This window comes from Streptomyces sp. NPDC003393 (genome assembly GCF_053589015.1).
Genome location: NZ_JBSFRB010000009.1, coordinates 25,867 through 46,675, shown reverse-complemented (window position 1 = coordinate 46,675; position 20,809 = coordinate 25,867). Strand labels below are relative to the sequence as shown.

18 protein-coding genes and 2 tRNA genes are annotated in these 20,809 nt (G+C 71.9%); 9 read left to right on the top strand and 11 right to left on the bottom strand.

Annotation, left to right across the window (positions count from 1 at the left end; all coding sequences use genetic code 11):
• Window positions 1–130: 130 nt before the first annotated feature.
• Both ACWDUZ_RS12095 and ACWDUZ_RS12090 read right to left on the bottom strand, forming a co-directional pair.
• The gene (locus ACWDUZ_RS12095; RefSeq protein ID WP_451631712.1) at window positions 131–610 is read right to left on the bottom strand and encodes a heme-degrading domain-containing protein; all 480 of its coding nucleotides are present in this window, start codon (window positions 608–610) and stop codon (window positions 131–133) included.
• Window positions 607–1,686 carry a Gfo/Idh/MocA family oxidoreductase gene (locus ACWDUZ_RS12090; protein ID WP_451631711.1) on the bottom strand — a complete coding sequence of 360 codons (1,080 nt, stop codon included), beginning with the start codon at window positions 1,684–1,686 and terminating at the stop codon, window positions 607–609. The genes ACWDUZ_RS12095 and ACWDUZ_RS12090 overlap by 4 nt, the downstream gene beginning before the upstream one ends.
• Before the next feature lie 48 nt (window positions 1,687–1,734).
• Between ACWDUZ_RS12090 and ACWDUZ_RS12085 the strand changes: the two genes are divergently transcribed.
• The 6 genes from ACWDUZ_RS12085 (at window position 1,735) to ACWDUZ_RS12060 (ending at window position 6,852) form a co-directional block, all read left to right on the top strand.
• Window positions 1,735–2,904, top strand: coding sequence for an ROK family transcriptional regulator (locus ACWDUZ_RS12085; RefSeq protein ID WP_451631710.1), 1,170 nt, complete (start codon window positions 1,735–1,737; stop codon window positions 2,902–2,904).
• Window positions 2,905–3,244: 340 nt separating this feature from the next.
• Window positions 3,245–4,015, top strand: a complete 771-nt coding sequence (locus ACWDUZ_RS12080; protein WP_451631709.1) for a hypothetical protein — start codon at window positions 3,245–3,247, stop codon at window positions 4,013–4,015.
• Window positions 4,016–4,265: 250 nt separating this feature from the next.
• On the top strand, window positions 4,266–5,045 hold the full coding sequence (locus tag ACWDUZ_RS12075) for an HAD-IIA family hydrolase (RefSeq protein WP_451631708.1): 780 nt from the start codon (window positions 4,266–4,268) through the stop codon (window positions 5,043–5,045).
• 100 nt (window positions 5,046–5,145) lie between these two features.
• Complete coding sequence (locus ACWDUZ_RS12070; protein ID WP_451631707.1) at window positions 5,146–5,454, top strand: hypothetical protein; 309 nt, start codon at window positions 5,146–5,148, stop codon at window positions 5,452–5,454.
• Window positions 5,455–5,468: 14 nt separating this feature from the next.
• Window positions 5,469–5,675: a hypothetical protein gene (locus tag ACWDUZ_RS12065; RefSeq protein WP_451631706.1), complete on the top strand. Its 207-nt coding sequence runs from the start codon at window positions 5,469–5,471 to the stop codon at window positions 5,673–5,675.
• 154 nt (window positions 5,676–5,829) lie between these two features.
• Window positions 5,830–6,852: a glycoside hydrolase family 6 protein gene (locus tag ACWDUZ_RS12060; protein ID WP_451631705.1), complete on the top strand. Its 1,023-nt coding sequence runs from the start codon at window positions 5,830–5,832 to the stop codon at window positions 6,850–6,852.
• A 45-nt stretch (window positions 6,853–6,897) separates the two neighbouring features.
• On the opposite strand, the gene ACWDUZ_RS12055 is transcribed toward ACWDUZ_RS12060, so the two are convergent.
• The 8 genes from ACWDUZ_RS12055 to ehuB form a co-directional block, all read right to left on the bottom strand.
• Window positions 6,898–8,838 carry a galactose oxidase-like domain-containing protein gene (locus tag ACWDUZ_RS12055; protein WP_451631704.1) on the bottom strand — a complete coding sequence of 647 codons (1,941 nt, stop codon included), beginning with the start codon at window positions 8,836–8,838 and terminating at the stop codon, window positions 6,898–6,900.
• Window positions 8,835–10,889, bottom strand: coding sequence for a glycosyltransferase family 2 protein (locus ACWDUZ_RS12050; protein WP_451631703.1), 2,055 nt, complete (start codon window positions 10,887–10,889; stop codon window positions 8,835–8,837). Before ACWDUZ_RS12050 ends, ACWDUZ_RS12055 begins: the two co-directional genes overlap by 4 nt.
• Window positions 10,890–11,292: 403 nt before the next feature.
• A tRNA-Lys gene (locus ACWDUZ_RS12045) sits at window positions 11,293–11,366 on the bottom strand.
• Window positions 11,367–11,569: 203 nt separating this feature from the next.
• Window positions 11,570–11,643 (bottom strand) — tRNA-Lys (locus ACWDUZ_RS12040).
• Between the two features lie 160 nt (window positions 11,644–11,803).
• Window positions 11,804–12,625, bottom strand: a complete 822-nt coding sequence (gene ehuA / locus ACWDUZ_RS12035; protein WP_451631702.1) for an ectoine/hydroxyectoine ABC transporter ATP-binding protein EhuA — start codon at window positions 12,623–12,625, stop codon at window positions 11,804–11,806.
• A complete protein-coding gene (ehuD, locus tag ACWDUZ_RS12030) occupies window positions 12,615–13,232 on the bottom strand; it encodes an ectoine/hydroxyectoine ABC transporter permease subunit EhuD (protein WP_451631835.1) in 618 nt (205 codons plus the stop codon). Before ehuD ends, ehuA begins: the two co-directional genes overlap by 11 nt.
• Before the next feature lie 23 nt (window positions 13,233–13,255).
• Window positions 13,256–13,999, bottom strand: coding sequence for an ectoine/hydroxyectoine ABC transporter permease subunit EhuC (gene ehuC / locus ACWDUZ_RS12025; RefSeq protein ID WP_451631701.1), 744 nt, complete (start codon window positions 13,997–13,999; stop codon window positions 13,256–13,258).
• A gap of 15 nt (window positions 14,000–14,014) precedes the next feature.
• Window positions 14,015–14,911, bottom strand: a complete 897-nt coding sequence (gene ehuB / locus ACWDUZ_RS12020) for an ectoine/hydroxyectoine ABC transporter substrate-binding protein EhuB (RefSeq protein ID WP_451631700.1) — start codon at window positions 14,909–14,911, stop codon at window positions 14,015–14,017.
• A 341-nt stretch (window positions 14,912–15,252) separates the two neighbouring features.
• Between ehuB and ACWDUZ_RS12015 the strand changes: the two genes are divergently transcribed.
• From ACWDUZ_RS12015 to ACWDUZ_RS12005, 3 genes are all read left to right on the top strand, one after another.
• Window positions 15,253–15,981, top strand: coding sequence for a maleate cis-trans isomerase family protein (locus ACWDUZ_RS12015; protein WP_451631699.1), 729 nt, complete (start codon window positions 15,253–15,255; stop codon window positions 15,979–15,981).
• A 186-nt stretch (window positions 15,982–16,167) separates the two neighbouring features.
• Complete coding sequence (locus ACWDUZ_RS12010) at window positions 16,168–17,322, top strand: glutathione-independent formaldehyde dehydrogenase (RefSeq protein ID WP_451631698.1); 1,155 nt, start codon at window positions 16,168–16,170, stop codon at window positions 17,320–17,322.
• A 133-nt stretch (window positions 17,323–17,455) separates the two neighbouring features.
• The gene (locus ACWDUZ_RS12005; protein WP_451631834.1) at window positions 17,456–18,547 is read left to right on the top strand and encodes an LLM class flavin-dependent oxidoreductase; all 1,092 of its coding nucleotides are present in this window, start codon (window positions 17,456–17,458) and stop codon (window positions 18,545–18,547) included.
• A 29-nt stretch (window positions 18,548–18,576) separates the two neighbouring features.
• Here the strand turns inward: ACWDUZ_RS12005 and ACWDUZ_RS12000 are convergent, their stop codons facing one another.
• The gene (locus tag ACWDUZ_RS12000; RefSeq protein ID WP_451631697.1) at window positions 18,577–20,625 is read right to left on the bottom strand and encodes a putative bifunctional diguanylate cyclase/phosphodiesterase; all 2,049 of its coding nucleotides are present in this window, start codon (window positions 20,623–20,625) and stop codon (window positions 18,577–18,579) included.
• Between the last annotated feature and the right edge of the window lie 184 nt (window positions 20,626–20,809).

Genomic DNA, 20,809 nt, shown 5'->3' with positions numbered 1-20,809 from the left:
ATCCCTCCGGGCGGGTGCGGTGATCATCTCGCGTACACGCACCCCGACCCGCGGGGCCTCGCCGTTGATCCCCCGAGGGGACTACGCCTCCCTCGGGGGATCACGGTTGTCCGTGGCCGGCCCGGCACGGCTACCGGTCGAGGAACGACTCCAGGGCCTCCACCACGAGCTGGTGGTCCTGCACCTGCGGCAGGCCCGACACCGTGACCGCGCCGATCACGCCGACGCCCTCGACGATGATCGGAAAGGAGCCGCCGTGCGCCGCGTAGGTGTCAGGGTCCAGGCGGGAGGAGTCCTCGAAGGTCGTCCCCTTGGCCCGGAAGCGCGCGCCGACCAGGTAGGAGGCGGAGCCGTAGCGCTCCACCACCCGGCGCTTGCGGGCGATCCAGGCGTCGTTGTCGGGGGTGGAGCCGGGCAGGGCCGCGTGGAAGAGCTGCTGGCCGGCGCGGTGGATGTCGATGGCCACCGGCGCCTGCCGCTCCCGCGCCAGCTCCACCAGCAGCGAGCCCAGCACCCAGGCGTCCTCGTGACTGAACCGGCTGAAGACCAGGCGGCGTTCCTGCGCCTGGAGCTCCTCGAGGGTGGGGACGGATTCCGGGGTCGCGGTCACAGTCGCACCGCCACTCCGTCGCGGGCCGAGCGGCGGGCCGCCTCCAGGACGTCGAGCGCGGCGGCCGCCTCACGGGCCGTCACCGGGTTCGGCGCACCCTCGCGCAGGGCGGCGGCCACGGCGGCGTAGTAGGCCGGGTAGTCGCCGGGCAGGGTCGGTACGGCACGGCCGCCGCCGGTCACCGGGGACTCCCCGGCACCCACCCGGCCCCACAGGGACTCGTCCTCCCGGCCCCAGCCCTCGGGACCCGGACGTGCCCCCGTCCGCAGCGCGTCCTCCTGCGGGTCCAGCCCGTACTTGACGTAGCCCGCCCGCGAGCCCAGCACCCGGAAACGCGGGCCGAGTTGGGCGGCGGTGGCGGAGACGTACAGGTGGGAGCGGACGCCGCCGGCGTGGGTGAGCGCGATGAAGGTGTCGTCGTCGGTCTGGGCACCCGCGCGGCGGATCACCGACTCGGCGTACACCTGTGTGACCGGGCCGAACAGGACCAGGGCCTGGTCGACCACGTGGCTGCCGAGGTCGTAGAGCAGACCCCCGATCTCCACCGGGTCACCCGACTCGCGCCAGCCGCCCTTGAGTGCCGGACGCCAGCGCTCGAAACGCGACTCGAACCGCCATACGTCGCCCAGCTCGCCGTCGGCCATCAGCCGGCGCAGCGTCAGGAAGTCGTTGTCCCAGCGGCGGTTCTGGAAGACGGACAGGAGCAGTCCGCGCTTCTCGGCGAGGGCCGCGAGGTCGCGTGCCTCGGCCGCCGTGCCCGCGACCGGCTTGTCCACGACCACCGGCAGTCCGGCCTCCAGCGCGGCCGTGGCGAGCGGGACGTGCGTCTTGTTCGGAGAGGCGATGACGACCAGGTCGAGTTCGCCGGCGCGGGCGAACAGCTCGTCGGGGCCGGCCACGGTCCGCACGCCCGGGTGCCCGGAGCGGGCCTGCGCCTGCCGATCCGGGTCGGAGGTGACGACCGTGTCGAGGACCAGGCCGTCGGTGGTGGCGATCAGCGGGGCGTGGAAGACGGAGCCCGCGAGGCCGTAGCCGATGAGGCCCACGCGGAGGGGGGTGCCTGTCGTACCTGTCATGGCACCCACTTTCGCAACGCTGTTGCCAAAGTGCAAGCGGCGGGGAGAATGGGGACCGTGAGCGGTACGAACAGCAGGGCAGGCACGGGCGGCGGAGCCGGAGGCGCGGGTGGCATCGGCGGGATCAGGGGCGACGCGGCGGGTGTGAACCTGCTGGGTGTGCGCAGCCACAACACCGCGCTGGTGCTCGACCTGCTGCGCACGGCCGGCGAGCGGGGCATCAGCCGGCTGGAGCTCGCCGAGCGCACCGGGCTGACCCCGCAGGCCGTCAGCAAGATCACCGCCCGGCTGCGGGAGCAGGGACTGGCCGCCGAGGCCGGGCGGCGCGCCTCCACCGGCGGCAAGCCGCGAACGGTGCTGCGGCTGGTGCCGGACGCCCGACACGCCGTGGGAGTGCACCTGGACCGCGACGAACTGCGGGTGGTCCTCGTCGACCTCACCGGCGCCGTCGTCGGGCAGTGGCGTGCGCCGCTCGACCTCGGGGCGGGGGCCGAGTCGGTGCTGGACGCCGTGGAGCGGTCGGTGCGACCGCCGGCCGGGTCGGTTCCGGAGGGCTCGGTCCTCGGGGTGGGCGTCGCACTGCCCGGGCCGCTCGACCACGCACAGGGGGTGCTGCACCGGGTGACCGGGTTCCCCGAGTGGGACGGCTTTCCGCTGCGGGACGCGCTCGCCGCGCGCCTGGGGCTGCCGGTCGTCGTCGACAAGGACACCAACGCCGCCGCGCTGGGGCTCACCGTCGCCGGAGAGGGCGGCTCCTTCGCCTATCTCCATCTCGGCACCGGACTCGGGGCCGGGCTGGTGATCGGCGGGAGCGTGCACCGGGGCGCGCGGACCGGGGCGGGGGAGTTCGGCCACCAGGTGATCCAGCTGGACGGGCCGCGGTGCGGGTGCGGTGAGCGGGGGTGTGTCGAGGCGTTGTGCCTGGCGGCCGTGGAGCGGGGGGACGTCCAGGAGGCGGCGCGGGTGCTGGGGGCGGGGGCGGCGAATCTGGTGGGGCTGCTGGACATCGATCTGGTGCTGCTGGGCGGGCGTACGGTCGCGTCCGCCCCGGAGGTGTTCGTGGCGGGGGTCGGCGCGGGGGTCGCCGCGCGGGCCCGGCGGGGCGGGAGCGCTGCGTGCGGGGTGCCGGTCCGGGCGGCGCCGGGCGGGGAGTGGCGGGTCGCGACGGGGGCGGCACAGCTGCTGCTGGCGCCGTTGTTCGGGCGGGGAGACGGATGAGGGCACCCGCGGGGACGGTCGCCGGGGAAGCGGGGTGCCTGCCCCGCGTGCCGGGCGCCTTCCCTCAAGGGGGTGCCACCCGCGTGCGTGCGTGCCGCCCGGGGTACGTCCGGGGCGCCGCACACCGGGTGAGGTGCACCGGGATGACGCACCGGGGCGGCGCGCCACGGGGGCGCCACTGCCCGCGGCCGAGTCGACTCGACCGCCCGCAGTTGCCCCGGCACGACTGCCCGCAGCCAGGTCGGCCGCTGGGCCGGTCGGGCGGAAACGCGGGGCTGTTCGAGGGGCGTGTCCGGGGTGGCTCCTTGGAGACGCCGGGACTCGGGAAGGTCACGTGGTCATGCGACTGTGCACGCCCCTGTTCCCCTGCCTTGCCGCAGCCGCCCTGCTCCTGACCGGCCCCGCCCCCGCCCGGGCCGACTCGCGTCCCGCCTGCGCGGGAACGGACGACCGTCAGTTCCCGATCGCCAGCCGTATCCACGGCGGCCCTGCCGCCTACCGCGCGGGCGGCGGACACGGCACCTTCTCCCTCGACCTCACCAACACCACCACCAGCACCTGCACCGCCGTCCACCCCGTCGTCGTCCTCGTCGACGACAAGCGCGCGCTCAAGGCCGGCCAGGTCCGGCTGGAGTTCTACGACGGCGCCCGAGCCCACCCCGTGCGCCTGGAGTCCACCGACCAGGACGAACTCGTCGGTCCGTTCGACGCCGGGCTGCCCGGGTTCACGGTGGGGCCGGGCAGCACGGTCACCGTGAAGGTCAGGCTCTCGTTCACCTCCGACGCCGTGGCGAACGAGGTCACCGCGACCGCCGCCGTCGTACAGCGGCACGACGACGACGGCGACTGGGTCGGGCAGTCCAACGACTACCGGTTCCGTATCCGGTCCCACCCCCACGCCCACACGCACAAGCACGCGCGGACGGACACCGCCCCGTCGGCCACCTCCACCCCCACGGCCTCCGCCGACCCCGCCGCCCCCGACGACGACCTCCCCTTCGCCGACCAGCTCGCCCGCACCGGCCTCGCCGCCGCGTACGCGGTGATCTCGGCCGTCGCCCTGCTGCTGGTCGCCGGCGGCACGCTGCTGCTGACCTGGAGGCGCCGCTGAACCCGTGGCCGGCCGCGGCGATCGACGACCCCGAGTGAGCCGCAGCCCACCCCGGCCGCGGATGCCGACACCTTCCGGCGCGGCCCGGCGCCCGTCTGCGCCGCCCTCCAACCCTGCCCCGCTGTCCGTACGGCACCGCGCGTGTCGCATCGTGGAAGCGGACCGCGGGAAGCCGAACCGTTCCGGCAAGATCGGGTCACTCGTTAGGCTGAGGCCCATGCAGGCCCGCGTACGGCAGGAGATCCGCAACATGGCAGAACGCAAGCCCGTCCAGTCGTGGCTCACCGACATGGACGGGGTCCTGATCCACGAGGGTGTCCCGATCCCCGGTGCCGACGCCTTCCTCAAGAAGCTGCGGGACTCCGGCCACCCCTTCCTGGTGCTCACCAACAACTCCATGTACACCCCGCGCGACCTGCACGCCCGGCTGAGGCGCATGGGCCTGGACGTGCCGGTGGAGAACATCTGGACGTCGGCGCTGGCCACCGCCCAGTTCCTGGCCGACCAGCGGCCGGGCGGCAGCGCCTACGTCATAGGCGAGGCGGGCCTGACCACCGCGCTGCACGACGTCGGCTACATCCTGACCGACCACGACCCCGACTTCGTGATCCTCGGCGAGACCAGGACGTACTCCTTCGAGGCCCTGACGAAGGCGGTGCGGCTGATCAACAACGGCGCCCGGTTCATCGCCACCAACCCCGACAACGTCGGCCCGTCCGCCGAGGGCGACCTGCCGGCCACCGGCTCGGTCGCCGCCCTGATCACCGCCGCGACCGGCAAGAAGCCGTACTTCGTGGGCAAGCCCAACCCGCTGATGATGCGTGCCGGGCTGAACGCGATCGGTGCCCACTCGGAGAGCTCCGCGATGATCGGTGACCGCATGGACACCGATGTGCTCGCCGGTCTGGAGGCCGGGATGCGCACGTTCCTGGTGCTGACCGGGGTGACGCAGCCGAAGGACGTCGACCGCTACCCGTTCCGGCCGTCCCAGGTCGTCGACTCGATCGCCGACCTGGTGGACCTGGTCTGACCCCTCCGTACCGCTTCCCGTCACCCGGACGGAGCAGCGGCGCTCCGCCGCGGATGCGGGACCGGTCCCCCGGGCGTCTCCTGGTACCCGGAGGTTCACGATGGGTTCACTGGACATGACGCTCTGTGCGGAGCTCCATCCCGTCACGGCCCCGCCCGGCACGGCGCACGCGGTGACCGGCCTGGTCCTCGCGGGAGCCGCGACGACCGCCGTCCTCCTCCTGCCCCGGGCGCTCGGCGCGACCCGCACCCGGGACGACGGCGAGACCGGGACCAAGACCGAGAACCGGGTCGAGAGCGAGGCCAAGCCCGAGACTCGGGCCGAGAGCGGGACCGAGACCAAGACCAAGCCCGGGGCCCGGGCCGAGAGCGGGACCGAGCCCGAGCCGCAGTCCGAGACAGAGGTCTGAGGGATGCGATCACGATGTCCGACACCGAACGTCTGAGGAGTGCCGGCCGTCTGCTGGCCGGGCTCGCCTGGCTGGTCCTTCTGCTCGGGGTGTGGGAGTGGGGAAGCGGCCGGGTCGAGGTGCGGCAGGACCCGGCCCGGCCGGCCACCGTCACCGGGGACATGGCCGCGGTCGGTCGCCCCACGGAGGACAGCCCGCCGCCCGCACCGTCCGGCCGCTGAAACACGACCCGCCCCGGCGCCCGGAGCATGTTCGCGCACCCCCTCTCACCTCGTGCAACCGGCTCACGCGCCACCTCTTCGGAACCGGCCCGTGAGCCCGAAGCGGCCTGGCAGCATGGAGCGCGGCCAGGGCGTACGCACCGAGGGGAGTCGCATGGACGGCAGCAGGGCGGCCCGGGCCCGGCGCGCCCCGCTGACCGTGGCGGTGCTGGGGGCGGCGCTGCTGCTCGGGGGGTGCGCGTCGGGGGACGGGGACGACAAGGACGGGGCCGGCGCCCGTATCAGCCGGCAGCCCAAGGCCGCCGACCCGTTCTGGGTCAACCCGGACGGCACCGCGGCCCGGCAGGTCGAAGCGTACGAGAAGGCCGGCAGGAAGGACGACGCCGAGCAGATCCGCAAGATCTCCGAGCAGCCCACCGGCGAGTGGATCGGTCCGGAGCATCCCGAGCGGGAGGCCCGGGCCTTCACCGAGGCCGCCGATCGCGCGGGCCGTACGGCCCTGCTGGTGCTGTACAACATCCCGCACCGCGACTGCGGACGGTACTCGCGGGGCGGAGCAGCCGACGGCGACGCCTACCGCGCCTGGATCGACGCCGTCGCCCGGGGCATCGGGGACCGCCCGGCGACGGTGGTCCTGGAGCCGGACGCCGTGCTGCACCTGGTGGACGGCTGCACCCCGGACGAGTTCCACGAGGAGCGCTACGACCTCCTGGAGGGCGCCGTCCGCACGCTCAAGTCCCTGAAGAACACCAAGGTCTACCTGGACGCGGGCAACGCCGGCTGGGGCCGCCCCGACCAGGTCGCCGAGCCGCTGGAGCGGGCGGGCGTCGGCCATGGCGACGGCTTCGCGGTCAACGTGTCCAACTTCTACTCGACGCCGGACTCCCTCGCCTACGGCAGGCAGCTGTCGGCCGAGGCCGGCGGGAAGCACTTCGTCGTCGACACCAGCCGCAACGGCAACGGTCCCTACACCGACGGCGACCCGGACGAGCGCTGGTGCAACCCGCCGGGCCGCGCCCTGGGCGATCCGCCCACGACCAGGACCGCCGACCCGCTCGCGGACGCCTACCTCTGGGTGAAGCGGCCCGGCGAGTCGGACGGCGAGTGCAAGGGCGGCCCGAAGGCGGGCCGGTGGTGGGCGAGCCATGCGCTCGCCCTGGCCAGGGCGAGCCGGTAGGCACGGTCCGGCTCGGCCACCGGCCGGCTCGGCGACCCGGGCCGGCTACGGCACCTTCACCCACCGCGCCGTGCTCGGCGTCCCCTGGTCGTCGACCACGAACAGCATGTACCAGCCCGACTGCACCAGATTCCGGTTCCTCGGCACCGTCACCGTGAGCTTGTTCCCGGACGCCTCGAAGTCCAGCGCGATCGAGCGCTGGTCGACGTCCGTGACGTGCGTGGAGGCGCTGGGCCGGATCAGCCGGACCTTCCTGATCGCGGTGGCGTGCCGCGAGGTGAACGTTCCCGAGGCACCCCGCGCGATGGTCACCGGGCCGCCGGAGAGCGAGGGCCGCGCGCCCCGGTACAGATACGGCGGCGTGTAGATCTCGATGCGCTGTTCGAACGTGCCCGGCTCGGTGCCGGCCTTGTCGCCGTAGAGCGGGTCGGAGCCGAAGAACATCACCCGGCCGTCGGGCAGCAGGATGGAGCCCGCGTGGTAGTCGCGGCCCACCAGCGGGTCGGCGACCCGCGTGAAGGTGTCGGACTTCGGGTCGTACAACCGGGCCTGGAGGATGTCGGAGTCGCCGCGGCCCCGGTAGTCCCGGGAACCACCGGAGACCAGCACGGTGTCGTCGGGGAGGATCGAGGACTGCGGATAGCGGGTGCCCTTCTCCAGGAGCGGCCCGTCGCTGAAACGCGGGTGCTCGGCCTTCAGGTCGATCAGCCGGGTCCTCCTGCTGGACCGCCTGGACTCGCCGACCCCGCCGCCGCCGATGACCAGGTACCTCTCGTCCTGGGCCGGCGGCAGCAGCACCGTGCCGGAGGTCTCCATCAGGTCCGGGTCGCTCAGCCCGGGCACCTTGCTGAACCTGTTGCTGCCGACGTCCCAGACGCCCGGGTCGCGGCCCACGTCGTCGGGGCCGTAACCGGCGTTCGAACCCGAGTAGAAGATCTTGCCGTTCCGCATCAGGAACAGCGCCGGATAGGTGGGGAACTGACGGGTCTTCGGCGTGTACGTCCACTTCTTCGTCCGGGGGTCGAAGATCTCGTTCTTGCCCGGGACCAGCTGGCCGATGTCGTCCAGGCCCGAGACGCCGAGGATCCTGCCGTCGCTCAGGGTGGTGAGCGTCGGATACCAGCGGGCCTCGTGCATCGGATCGACCTTGATGTACTTCTCCGCGACCGGGTCGAACTCGTACGCGTCCCGGATGCCCTGGAAGTCCTTCTTGTCCAGGGCGAGTTTCTGCGCGATGCCGTACGTGTTGCGGGCGTCCGCGCCGGTCAGGCCCTGGATCCGGTAGTTGTCCTGGGTCCCGGTCTCGTACGCGGCACCGCGCCGCTGCGCCTCGACGTAGATCCGGCCCAGCCCCGGGGTGTTGCCGAGGAACCTCCCTGTTCTCCGGTCGAAGTTCTTCTTCGCGCGCGGCACCAGCACCGGGTCCTTGGAGACGAAGGTCTTGCCGTTGGCCCGGCCGGTGAACCGGGTGCCCGCGGGCAGGGTGATCGGCTTGTCCGGGTTCTCGTTGTGCACGATCATCAGGCCGCCGGCCTTGGTGACGTCCCCCTCGAGCTTCTCGTACCGCTTGGTGCCGCCCGCGATCAGGATCTTGCCGTCGCCGAGTTGGGTGTGGCCCGTGCAGAACAGGTCGTCGGGTGTGGGCACCTTCTTGACGGTGCCCCTGACCGGGTCCCAGATCCGCGAGTCGAACCTCTTGGCGTCGAAGTTCTCCTGATCGTTGCCCGAGCCCGCGACCAGCAGCACCTTCCCGGTGTGCAGCAACACCGCGTGGATGGTGTTCTGCCGGTACTTCCCGGGGAACTCGACGATGTCCCAGTGGCCGTTGGCCGCCTTGTACTCGGGCTTGTCGATCGCGTACTGGTGGTAGCGCTCCGTGCCGAGGCGGTAGAGCCACGGCCCGTTCGTCCCGGCCAGGGCGAGGACCGCCACCGCGCCGATCCCGAGGCGGCGGGCCCGGCGGAGGCCGGCCTGCTGCTCCCTCACTCCTCACGTCCCCCCAGCCCGCCGAGGGCGATCCGCAGGGTGCGCTCGCCCGTCCCCTCCGCGCTCCTGCCGCCGGACCAGGCGCAGATGGGTCGGCCCGGTGGCGTGTGCTGTGGCTCCCGTGGCCCGCGGGGTTGTGGGTGCGACAGGTGCGCCGACGGAGGCATGTGCGGTGTGCGGACGGGCGGTGCGGAGTCCTGCGGATCGCCGTGCGGCACGGCCGTGACCGGCTCCGGCCTGCGCACGTCGTGACGCGGCGTCCACCGCCAGGCGAGGATCGGCGAGGCGGTGATCAGCAGCGCGAGGGCCGCCCACGTGATCATCGCGGGGTGGGCGTGACCGCGGGCGAAACCGGCGGCGAGGGAGCCCGCGAAGACGAGGAGGAAGAACCAGTGCGCGCGGAAGGTCCCGAACAGGGTGTCGGGGCTCGCCGACTCGCCCTTCGGGGTCACCACGAACCTGCTCCGGCGGCGCAGCACCGCGTCCAGCAACGCGCGGGCGTAGATCGGCGCGGACAGCGCCGCCATCACCATCCCGGCGACACCACCGGAGCCCTCCGGCTCGTGCGGGGAGACGTTGTGCCGGCGGTTCCGGACGTACAGGCCGATCTGGAGCGCCGAGGCGTTGCCGTACAGCATCAGCCACACCGTCGGGTCGATGTTCACGCCCGAGGCGCCCAGGCCCAGGAACAGCACGCAGCTCAGTGCGGCCAGGATCCAGTTGAGGGCGGACATCGGATAGAAGACGATCATCATGGTGTAGTTGAGGAGCCGGCCCGGCGGCAGCGAGCCGAAGCCCTTCCAGTACTGCTTGAGGATCGTCTCGTAGGTCCCGCGTGACCAGCGCAGCTGCTGGGTGAAGAAGTCCGTCCAGGCGTTCGGGCCCTCGCCGACGGCGAGCACGTCCGGGGTGTAGACCGACTTCCACCTGCGGCCCGTCTCCGGGTTCTTGGCCCGGTGCATCTCGAAGCCGGTCGCCATGTCCTCGGTGATCGAGTCGTACAGCCCGCCGATCTGCTTGACGGCGCTGATCCGTACGGCGTTGGAGGTGCCGACGAACATGGGCGCGCCGTAGCGGTTGCCGGCGCGCTGGACCAGGGCGTGAAAGAGGAACTGCTGCGACTCGGCGGCCTTGGTGACGAACGAGTCGTAGTTGCCGTAGACCTGCGGGCCGATGACGAAGCCGACGTCCGGGTCGCGGAAGTAGCCCAGCATCCGCTCCAGATAGTTGGGCAGCGGCACATGGTCGGTGTCGACGGAGGCGAAGAAGTCGTAGGCGTCGCCGTGCGCCTGGAGCCAGGCGTTGTAGTTGCCGTGCTTGGTCTTCGCGCGGTGCGGGCCCGTGGGCCGGTTCCAGCGCTCGACGCCCTTGCGGGTGAAGTGGTGCACGCCCAGGCGTGCGCAGACCGCCTTCACCTCCTCGTCGTCGCCCTCGTCGAGCAGCCAGACGTGCATCACGCCCCGGTGCCGCAGCCGCACGGCGGCCTCGAGGGTCTTCGTCACCATCTCCAGCGGTTCCTTGCCGGGCACGAAGGTGGTGAGGAAGGCCACACGGGTGCCGGTCTCGGGCACCACCGGGACCGGGTCGCGGGCGACCAGGGTGGCGTGCGCGTTGGACAGCACGTTCATGCAGCGGAAGAACTCGATGAGGCCGATCGAGACCAGCATCACCACGTCGAGGACCGGCAGGAAGCCGTACGCCGGGTGGTCCCGCTCGGTCCAGTGCCCCGGTTGCAGCAGCCAGGCCAGCAGGACCAGGGAGAGCAGCGGCGCGGCGGCGAGCATCAGCGCGACGCGGAGGCGGTGCGGCTCCTGCGAGATCAGCGAGCGGTACCGCACCCGGTAGGGCCGGTCCGGGTCGGGCCGGGTGAGGGGACCGGCCAGGCGGCTGTAGTGCTCGTAGTCGTATCTCGGCAGGGTCGTCCGGAGCGTGCGCAGACTCCCGGTGTGGCCGGAGCGGCTTGTGTGACTGTCGCGGTCTGTGTGGCCCGTGCGACCAGTTCGGCGGGTGCGGTCATACTGCTGCCAGGCGCCCGTCGGCGTCGACGTCATGAGTCATCCCCCCACACGCAGGTCACGCGCGTGTCATCGGATTCGTGCCGGTTGCATGGCTGCCCTGCTCGGCGGCCGTCGACGCACAGGAGCCGCTTTTCCCCGTACATCGGGCAGCAGGCTCAAACGGCCATTCGACGCACGCGCCAGGGCGGCACACCCGTGCGAGGGGTGGTGCGGGGGTGGGTGGCGGAGTGCCGATGGGTGCGATGGGCGGAGGGGGCGCGGGTGGCGGAGCGCCGATGCGGTGCGGAAAGGAGGGTGGTGGCCAAGCTGCTTCGCCGGGAAGCGGCGTCGGGGGTGTGGGTGGCGAAGCCCCCACAACGCGCGGCGAAGCCGCGCAAACACAACGATGGCGAGACTGGTTCGCGCTTTCCGCGAACACGTCTCGCCATCGCCATCGTGCGCCGCCAGGGACTCGAACCCCGGACCCGCTGATTAAGAGTCAGCTGCTCTAACCAACTGAGCTAGCGGCGCCTGCTGACGTGGACAACTTTACAGGACGGGGAGGGGTGCTCCTGACCACCGGATGTCCGGAAGCCGTCCTGTTGTCGGTGTGGGCATGCCCAAGGGGTGACCATCGCCCCATTTGGTCTAGACCGGCGGACGGCGGCACGCCGTAGCCGGCCCGAGCCGGGACGCGAGAGGCCCCCCGCTTTCGCGAGGGGCCTCTCGACTCGTGCGCCGCCAGGGACTCGAACCCCGGACCCGCTGATTAAGAGTCAGCTGCTCTAACCAACTGAGCTAGCGGCGCATGACTCTCGCCTTCCGCTTCCCGCGGTCGGCGACGAAGAAAATAGTACCTGGTCCCCAGGGGTGCTCGGGACCACCCCGGGCAGGGCGGACCGGCATGGCCGTGCGGGCCGCGCCGCGCGCGGCCACGCCGGTCGAAGCCGGTCCGGCGCCCATACGGATCAAAGCACCGCGCTGAGGAACTCGCGGGTGCGCTCGTGCTCCGGCTCGCCGAAGATCTTGTCCGGCGGACCGGACTCGATCACCCGGCCGGAGTCGAACATCATCACCTGGTCGGAGATGTCGCGAGCGAAGCTCATCTCATGGGTGACGCAGAGCATCGTGATGTCGGTGGTGTGCGCGATCTCCCTCAGCAGGTCGAGCACGCCGGCGACCAGCTCGGGGTCCAGCGCCGAGGTCACCTCGTCCAGCAGCAGGATCTCCGGCCGCATGGCCAGCGCCCGCGCGATCGCCACCCGCTGCTGCTGGCCACCGGAGAGCTGCGACGGGTGCGCGTCGACCTTGTCGGCGAGCCCGACCAGGTCCAGCAACTCGCGCGCCCGCTGCTCGGCCTCCTCGCGGCTCAGCCCGAGCACGTTGACGGGTGCCTCAGTGATGTTCCGCAGCACGGTCATGTTCGGGAAGAGATTGAACTGCTGGAAGACCATGCCGATCTTCTTGCGGATCTGCCGCAGGTGCTTCTCGTCGGCCGGCCTCAGCCGGCCGTCCGGACCGGGCATGTGGGACAGCGGCCGGCCGTCCACCCAGATCACGCCGTCGCTGACCCGCTCCAGGGTCATCAGCAGCCGCAGGATGGTCGTCTTGCCCGAACCGCTCGGCCCGATCAGCGTCACGTGCTCGCCGCGCCGGACGCTGAAGTCCAGTTCGTCGAGCACGACGTGGTCACCGAAGCGCTTGACCACATGGTCGAAGCGCACCAGGTCGGAGGGTGCCTGCGGCACCGCGTCCGCCGGGCTCGTCTTCTGCAGGGGATCAGTGGCCAAGGCGCCTCTCCAGCTTTCTCATCAGGAGCGAGGTCGGATAGCTAGCCGCCAGGAAGATCAGTCCAGCCAGGGTGAACGTCTCGGCGTACACGAAGTGGGTGGCCCCGTACTCGCGGGCCTGGGAGACCATCTCCGACACCGTGATGACGGCCAGGAACGGGGTCTCCTTGAACATGGAGATGCCGTAGTTGCCCAGCGCGGGCAGCACGTTGCGCACGGCCTGCGGCAGCACCACCGCCTGCCAGGTGCGCCGGGTCGACAGCGACAGCGCCCGGCAGGCCTCCCACTGGCCCTTGGGCACGGCGTCGATGCCCGCCCGGTACACCTCCGACAGGTAGGAGGCGTAGTGGATGCCGAGCACCGCGATGCCGATGACCAGCGGCTCGACCGTGTGGAAGATCGCGTAGGCGCCGACCAGCTGCACCAGCATCGGCGTGGACCGCACGAACTCGGTGACGGCCCGCACGGGCACCGTGACCAGCCGGGTCGGGGCACGGCCCAGCACGGCGACGATCAGCCCCAGCACGGCGGCCACGAGGGTGCCGAGGACGGTGGCCAACAGCGTGGTCTCGAAACCCTTCAGCAGCAGGGGCAGCGCGTCCCCCATCGCGCCCCAGTCCCACTGGTAGTTCACCGGGCACCTCCCGCCAGTTCGGACCTGCGCGGCGACTCGGCGCTCCGGGTGCGCAGCAGGGAGCGGACGTCACCGCGCTGGCCGAGCCGGGACTTCGCGTGCCGCTCCAGGGTGTTCATCAGCAGGGTCAGGACGTAGGCGATGACGAAGTACAGCACCAGCAGCGTCAGATAGGCCCATGTCGTCTCGCCGGTGCGGGTCCGCATCTGCTGCACCACCGTGGTCAGGTCCGCCGCCTGGATCAGCCACAGCAGCGGGGTGGACTTCACCAGCTGGATCAGCAGGTTCGTGAACGGCGGGATCATCTGCACCCACGCCTGCGGCAGGATCACCCGGCGCATCCGCTGCGACGGCGTCATGTTCAGCGCCACCGCCGCCTCCCACTGCGCCTTCGGTACGGCGTTCAGCGCGCCGCGCACCACCTCGGAGCCGTAGGCGCCGTAGTTCATGCCGAAGGCCAGTACCCCGCAGAACAGCGGGGTGAGCTGGTACTGGAAGAGCAGCGGGAAGGCGTAGAAGAACCAGAACAGCTGCACGTACAGGGAGGTGCCGCGGAAGAACTCCACGATCACCCGGGACACGCCTCGCACCAGCACGGACCGGCTGCCCGCCATGAAGCCGAACACGAAGGACAGCACGAGCGCGACGGCCGCGCCGAGCACCGTGGCCTCCAGCGTCACGGTCAGGCCGGACCACACCTGGGAGAAGTGGCTGAAGAAGTAGGAGAAGAAGTCACCCATGCGCAGGCGTCCCTGTCAGCCCTTGCAGAGGTCGGCGGTCTTGAGGTTCGCGGGCGGGATGGTCTCCTTGCCGAAGCCGTACTGCCCGATGAGCTTCACATAGCGGGCCTGGTCGGAGGTGATCTTCTTCAGCTGCTCGTTGAAGGCGTCCCGCAGCTCCTCGTTGCCCTTGCGGAAGACGGCGCCGCCCGGGCTGTACTGCTTCTTGCCGTCGACCTCCGGGATGAACGGCTGGGTGACCTCCAGCCCGCTGTTGGTCTTGGCCAGCCAGTTCAGCGAGATGCTGGTCAGCAGGAAGGCGTCGATCCGGCCGGCCTTGACCGCGTCCGCGCCGTCCTGCGGGTTCTGCAGCGTCTTGATGCTGCCGGCGGGTATCCCGGCGCCGGTGGCGTAGTCCTTCTCGACGGCGCCGGACATCACGCCGATGGTGACCCCGGCCTTCTTCGCGGCCGCCAGGTCGGTCAGCTTCTTCGGATTGCCCTTCTTCACCATCATCGCGGTCGGCGAGATGAACTCCGGCTCGGAGAACAGCGCCTTCGCGCAGCGGTCCGGGATGATCGCCATACCGGCGCTGATCACGTCGTACTTCCCGGCCTGCAGGCCCGGAATCAGGCCGTCCCACTCGGAGAAGGTCGGGCGCAGCTCGGGCACGCCGAGCGCCTTGAAGATCTCCCGGTGCAGCGTGGGCGCCTCACCCTTGAGCTCGCCGTTCTCCTTGTAGCCGTAGGGGGCCTCGTTGGCGTACGCCACCTTCACGTAGCCCTGCTTCTTCAGCTGGTCCAGCTTCCCGCTGCCGTCATCGCTGTCCGTCTTGCTGCAGGCGCTGAGGAGTCCGGGGACCGTCAGCAGGCCGCCGACGGCCGCGGTTCTGGTGAGAAAGCCCCTGCGGGACAGGTTCGGAAACTCGGTCATGGACGTGGAACCTCCAGAGAGCCTTGCCGGACGGGCCAGATACGGCCAGTGGGGGCCCCTTCCCGACTCACGGGAACTATGCGGGTCTGCCGTCGGACGTGATGGAACGGTGACGTGGGCGAGACGGTTCCGTTTCGCGGCGGCGGGGAGCACGGGCTGAGGTGCACAGGCAGTGGCACCGGTACGAACGGAGCGTGCCCGTCGTCCCGGCCGGCCGGGTCACCGGGTGGAACGGTGTCGCGACAACTGGGTACCCGAGCGGTGGAACCTGCCGGGCGCCGCCGGACGACTCGGCGAGCGCTCTGCCCGTACTGCCCGGAAGAACAGCAGAAAGGCTGGTCATGACCGCACTCGGAGTCCTCTACCCGGGCCACTTCGCGGACGACGACTATCCGCGCATCGAGCAACTCCTGGGCAGCGACGTCCGGGTGGACCTGGTGCATGTCGCCTGCGAGGACGCCTACCGGGCGGCGGCGGTGCGCGAGGCGGTCCCGGCCGAGCGGCTGACGCGGAACGTCGAAGGGCTGCGGCTGGCCGGCGCGGAGGCGGTGGTGTGGGCGAGCACCAGCGGCGGCTTCGGGCCGGGCCTGCACGACGCCCACACGCAGGTGCGCACCCTCGCCCGGGCCGCCGGCATGCCGGCCTCCGCCACCTCCTTCGGCTTCGTGCACGCGGTGCGCGAGATCGGCGCACGTCGTGTCGCGGTCGCGTCGCCGTACCCCGAGGACGTGACCGCCCTGTTCGTGGACTTCCTGCGGGCCGGCGGCATCGAGGTGGTCGCCGAGCACAGCGGCGGTGCCGCCACCGCGGCCGAGGTGGCCGGCTGGGGCGAGCCGGAGGTGCTGTCCCTGGCAGGGGCCGTGGACACCACCGGGGCCGAGGCGCTGCTCCTGCCGGACACGGCCCTGCACACCGTCTCCCACATCCCGGCCCTGGAGGAGCGGTGCGGCACACCGGTCCTCACCGCGAACCAGGTCACCGTGTGGGAGGGGCTGAGGCTCACGGACCGCCGGGTCAACGCGCCCGACCTGGGCGCGCTGTTCATGCGGGAGCCGATCGTCCAGGTGTGATGCCTTGGCGCGGTTGCGGCCCCGGTCGCGGGGGCGTTACCTGGAAGAGTCCGGCGGTGCAGCGAGAACGCCCGGGGCCCACGGCAGCACCCGGCGGTCCGGTTGGCCTGTGTGTCCCCGTCCCTGTGTGTCCCCGTCCCCGGCAGCGGCCCGTCGGTGCCAGCGTCCGACGCGGAGGTGACCCAGGTGAAAGCCGTCGTCTATGAAAAGCCCTACAACGTGGTGGTGCGGGACGTCGACGACCCGCGCATCCAGCACCCCAACGATGTGATCGTCCGGGTCACGTCGTCCGCGATCTGCGGCTCGGACCTGCACATGTACGAGGGCCGCACGGCCGCGGAACCGGGCATCGTCTTCGGGCACGAGAACCTCGGCATCATCGAGGAGGTCGGCAGCGGCGTGACCTCCCTGTCCGAGGGCGACCGGGTCGTGATGCCGTTCAACGTCGCGTGCGGGTTCTGCAAGAACTGCCTCGCGGAGAATACCGGGTTCTGCCTGACGGTCAACCCCGGCTTCGCCGGCGGAGCCTACGGATATGTGGCGATGGGCCCGTACCTCGGGGGCCAGGCGGAGCGGGTGCGGGTGCCCTACGCCGACTTCAACTGCCTGAAGCTGCCGCCGGGAGAGGAGTACGAGACCGACTTCGTGCTGCTCGCGGACATCTTCCCGACCGGGTACCACGGCTGTGAGCTCGCCGGGGTCTCGCCCGGCGAGTCCGTGGCGGTCTTCGGCGCCGGTCCGGTCGGCCTGATGGCCGCCTACTCGGCGCTGCTGCGCGGCGCCGCCAAGGTGTTCTCGGTGGACCGGGTGCCGGAGCGGCTCGCCAAGGCGGAGGAGATCGGAGCCATCCCCATCGACTTCACCAAGGGCGACCCGGCCGAGCAGATCAAGGAGCAGACGGACGGCGAGGGCACCGACAAGGGCGTGGACGCCGTCGGCTACCAGGCGCAGTCCCACCAGGACACCAGTCACGAGGAGCCCGCCGTCGTCCTCAACACGCTCGTGGAGACGGTACGGCCCACCGGCAAGCTCGGTGTGCCGGGCCTGTACGTGCCCTCCGACCCGGGCGCACCCGACGAGCACGCCAAGCACGGACAGCTGCTGGTCTCCATCGGCCGGATGTTCGAAAAGGGTCAGCAGATGGGCACCGGCCAGACCAACGTCAAGCGGTACAACCGCCAGCTGCGCGACCTGATCATCGCCGGGCGGGCCAAGCCCAGCTTCGTGGTCTCCCACGAGCTGCCGCTGGAGGACGCGCCTCAGGCGTACCAGAAGTTCGACAAGCGGATCGAGGGCTACACCAAGGTGGTCCTGCATCCGGGACACGCGCTGGCGGCCTGAGGGACGCAAAGAGGCGGACCCGGAGACGGGAAGAGGCGGACCGAGAGACGGGTGAGGGAATAAGCGGAGAGCGTCTCCTGTTGTGGCCGCGCAGGCAGGACAGCGCACGGCACACACAGGAGGCGCCCCCGTGTTGGCGAACGAGATCCGCGGCGAAGCCCACGGCACCGCACCCGTACCCCTTTCCGTACTGGACCTGGTGACCGTGGGAGCGGGCCGCACCGCCACCGACGCGCTGCGGACCAGCGTCGCGATGTCGCGCCTCGCCGAGGCCAGGGGGTACCACCGCTACTGGGTCGCCGAGCACCACTCCATGCCGGGCGTCGCCTCCTCCTCACCGGCCGTGATCCTCGCCCACCTCGCCGCCCACACCGAGCGCATCCGCCTCGGCTCGGGCGGCGTGATGCTGCCCAACCACGCCCCGCTGGTCATCGCCGAGCAGTTCGGCACGCTGGAGGCCATGGCCCCCGGCCGGATCGACCTCGGCCTCGGCCGGGCCCCCGGCACCGACGGCGCCACCGCCGCCGCGCTGCGCCGCACCGACCACCTGAACGAGGGCGCCGACGACTTCCCCCAGCAGCTCGCCGAACTCACCCGCTTCCTCGACGACGACTTCCCCGACGGCCACCCCTACCGCCGGATCCACGCCGTCCCCGGCCCGGTCCAGGCCACCTCCCCGGGCGGCGTGCAGTCCCCGCATCGGCCGCCGATCTGGCTGCTCGGCTCCTCCGGCTTCAGCGCCCGCCTGGCCGGCATGCTCGGCCTGCCGTTCGCCTTCGCCCACCACTTCTCCGCGCAGAACACCGTCCCGGCCCTGGACCTGTACCGCGAGTCGTTCCGGCCCAGTGCGGTGCTCGACGCCCCGTACGCCCTGATCGGCGTCGCCGCCCTGGCCACCGACGAGGAGAAGGAGGCCCGCCGCCAGGTCCTGGCCGCCGCGCTGAACATGGTCCGCCTGCGCACCGGCCGCCCCGGTCTGGTCCCCACCCCGGAGGAGGCGGAGGCGTACGAGTTCAGCCCGATGGAGCGTGAGTTCATCACCTCCTGGAACGCCAACGTCATCCATGGCACGCCCGACGAGGTCCGCGACGGCCTGGACGAGCTGCAGAAGCGCACCGGCGCCGACGAGCTCATGATCACGAGCAACGCGCACAGCGGAGACGTGCGCCTGCGCAGCTACGAACTCATCGCGGACGTCTACGGGTTGCCCGGCACCGCTTCCTAGGCGGGCTCGCCACCGGCTGCCTGCCGCCGCTACCGGCGTCCGCAGGCGTGGCCGGCGAGGAGTTCGGAGATGCGGTCCGGCGGCACCGGGCGGGAGTAGAGCCAGCCCTGCCCGGTGTCGCAGCCGATGCGGCGCAGCCGGCTGGCCTGGTCCGAGGTCTCCACGCACTCGGCGGTGACGGTCAGCCCCAGCCGGTGGGCCAGCTGGATCATCGCCTCCACGATCACCTCGTCGGCGGGGCTCGGCCGGCCCGCCGCGGCCTCCCGCGTCCGCGCCGGCCGGACGTCCGCCTGCGGGGGTTCCGCCCGGCGGTCCTCCGCCTGCCTGTCCTCGGTCTGTCTGTCCTCGGTCTCCCGCATCTGTCGCTCCGCGTACTGGAAACCGCGCACGAAGGACCCGTCCAGTTTCAGCGCCGACACCGGCAGCCGGCTGAGGTAGGCCAGGTTGGAGTAGCCGGTGCCGAAGTCGTCGATGGCGATGTGCACGCCCATGTCGCTCAGCGACCGCAGGGCCTGGAGCGGCCGTCCGGCCGAGCCCATCACCGCCGACTCGGTCAGCTCCAACTGGAGCAGGTGCGGCGCCAGTCCGGTCTCCGCCAGCACCTGGGCCACGTCCGCGACCAGGTCGGAGTCCCACACCTGGCGGACCGCCACGTTGACGCTGACGAAGATCGGCGGCTCGTCCGGATGGTCCAGCTGCCAGCGCCGGGCCTGGCGGCAGGCGGTGGCCAGGATCCAGCGGCCGAGCGGCACGATCGAGCCGTCCTCCTCCGCCAGTGTGATGAACCGATTCGGCGTCAGCACGCCGAACTGCGGGTGCCGCCAGCGCACCAGCGCCTCGACCCCGCGCAGCCGCCCGTCGTCCAGGCCGACCAGCGGCTGGTACTCCAGCGTGAACTCGCCCCGCTCGACGGCCGCGCGCAGCGTGGACACCAGCGCCTGACGGGTCATGCGGTGCGCGTTGCGCTCGGGGTCGAACAGGGTCCAGCGGGCCCTGCCGTCCGCCTTCGCCCAGTACAGGGTGGTGTCGGCCGCCTGCATCAGGGCGGTGGCCGAGGTCCCGGCCGCCTGCCGCTCGACCACGCCGATCGACGCCGACACCGACAGCCGTCTGCCGGAGATCTCGAACGGCTCCTGAAGCGCCGTCAGCACCGACTCGGCCAGGGTGGCGAGTTGCTCGGTGCCGGTGGAGTCCTCGACGAGCAGCGCGAACTCGTCGCCGCCGAGCCGGGCCACCAGCGGGGCGCCGGACCGGCCGGGCGCGGCCGCGTCGGCGCAGCTCGTCAGCCGCTGGGCGACGGCCGAGAGCAACCGGTCGCCGACGCGGTGGCCGAGGGTGTCGTTGACCGCCTTGAAGCCGTCGAGGTCCAGGTAGCACAGGCCGATCCGGCCGGTCCCGCCGCGCTCCTCGGCGTACGACGTGGCCGGTGCCGTCGGCTCCGCCTCCAGCGCGGCCGACAGGCGCTCGAAGAACAGCGTGCGGTTGGGCAGCCGGGTCACCGGGTCGTGCATCCGCACATGACGCAGCCGGGCCTGGAGTTCGCGCCGCGCGCTGACGTCGGCGACGGACAGCAGCACGCCGGGGAGTGCGTCGGTGGGTCCAGGGGGCCCGGCCGGTCCTGTCGGGCTCTCGGGCGGCAGGGGGGCGACCGTGACCTGGACCCACAGGGAGCGGCCGTCGGCGTGCTTGAGACGGCGGGTGCAGCGCAGCCGGGCCTGCCGGCCGCGCAGGACCTCGAGGTAGGCGTGCCAGGTGCGCGTGTCGGAGGCCAGGTCGACCAGGTCGGCGGCGGCCTGCCCGGCGAGTTCGCCGGGACCGGTGCCGAGCAGCGCGCCGAAGGAGTCGTTGGCGCTGACGACCAGCCCGTCGCCGTCGAGGACGGCCATCGCGAGGGGGGCGGCGTCGAAGACCGAGCGGAAGGGCTCGAAGGCGGAGGCGGGGTGGGAGATCTGCGAGGGGCGGGCGTCCGGCGGGAGCCGCGGCTCCCGTGCGGATCGGGGGGTCTCGGGGAGCGGAAGGTCCTTCGGGGACTCGGCCAAGCCGGTGAAATCCAGTGGCGCGGGAGCCGGTTCCGCCATCGGAGTGAGGCCGGGGGCGCGGAGAAGGGCCGGTGAGGGTGTCGGGGCCGGCGCCGGGGCAGCGTCGGCGGGGGCGGCCGGACCGGTCGGGGAGAGTGCGGAAGGGCCGGAGGCGGGGGGCGCGGGAGGGACGGGGCCCGCGGCGGAGACGGCCTCCTCGCCGACGGCGGCCACGAGCGGCCCG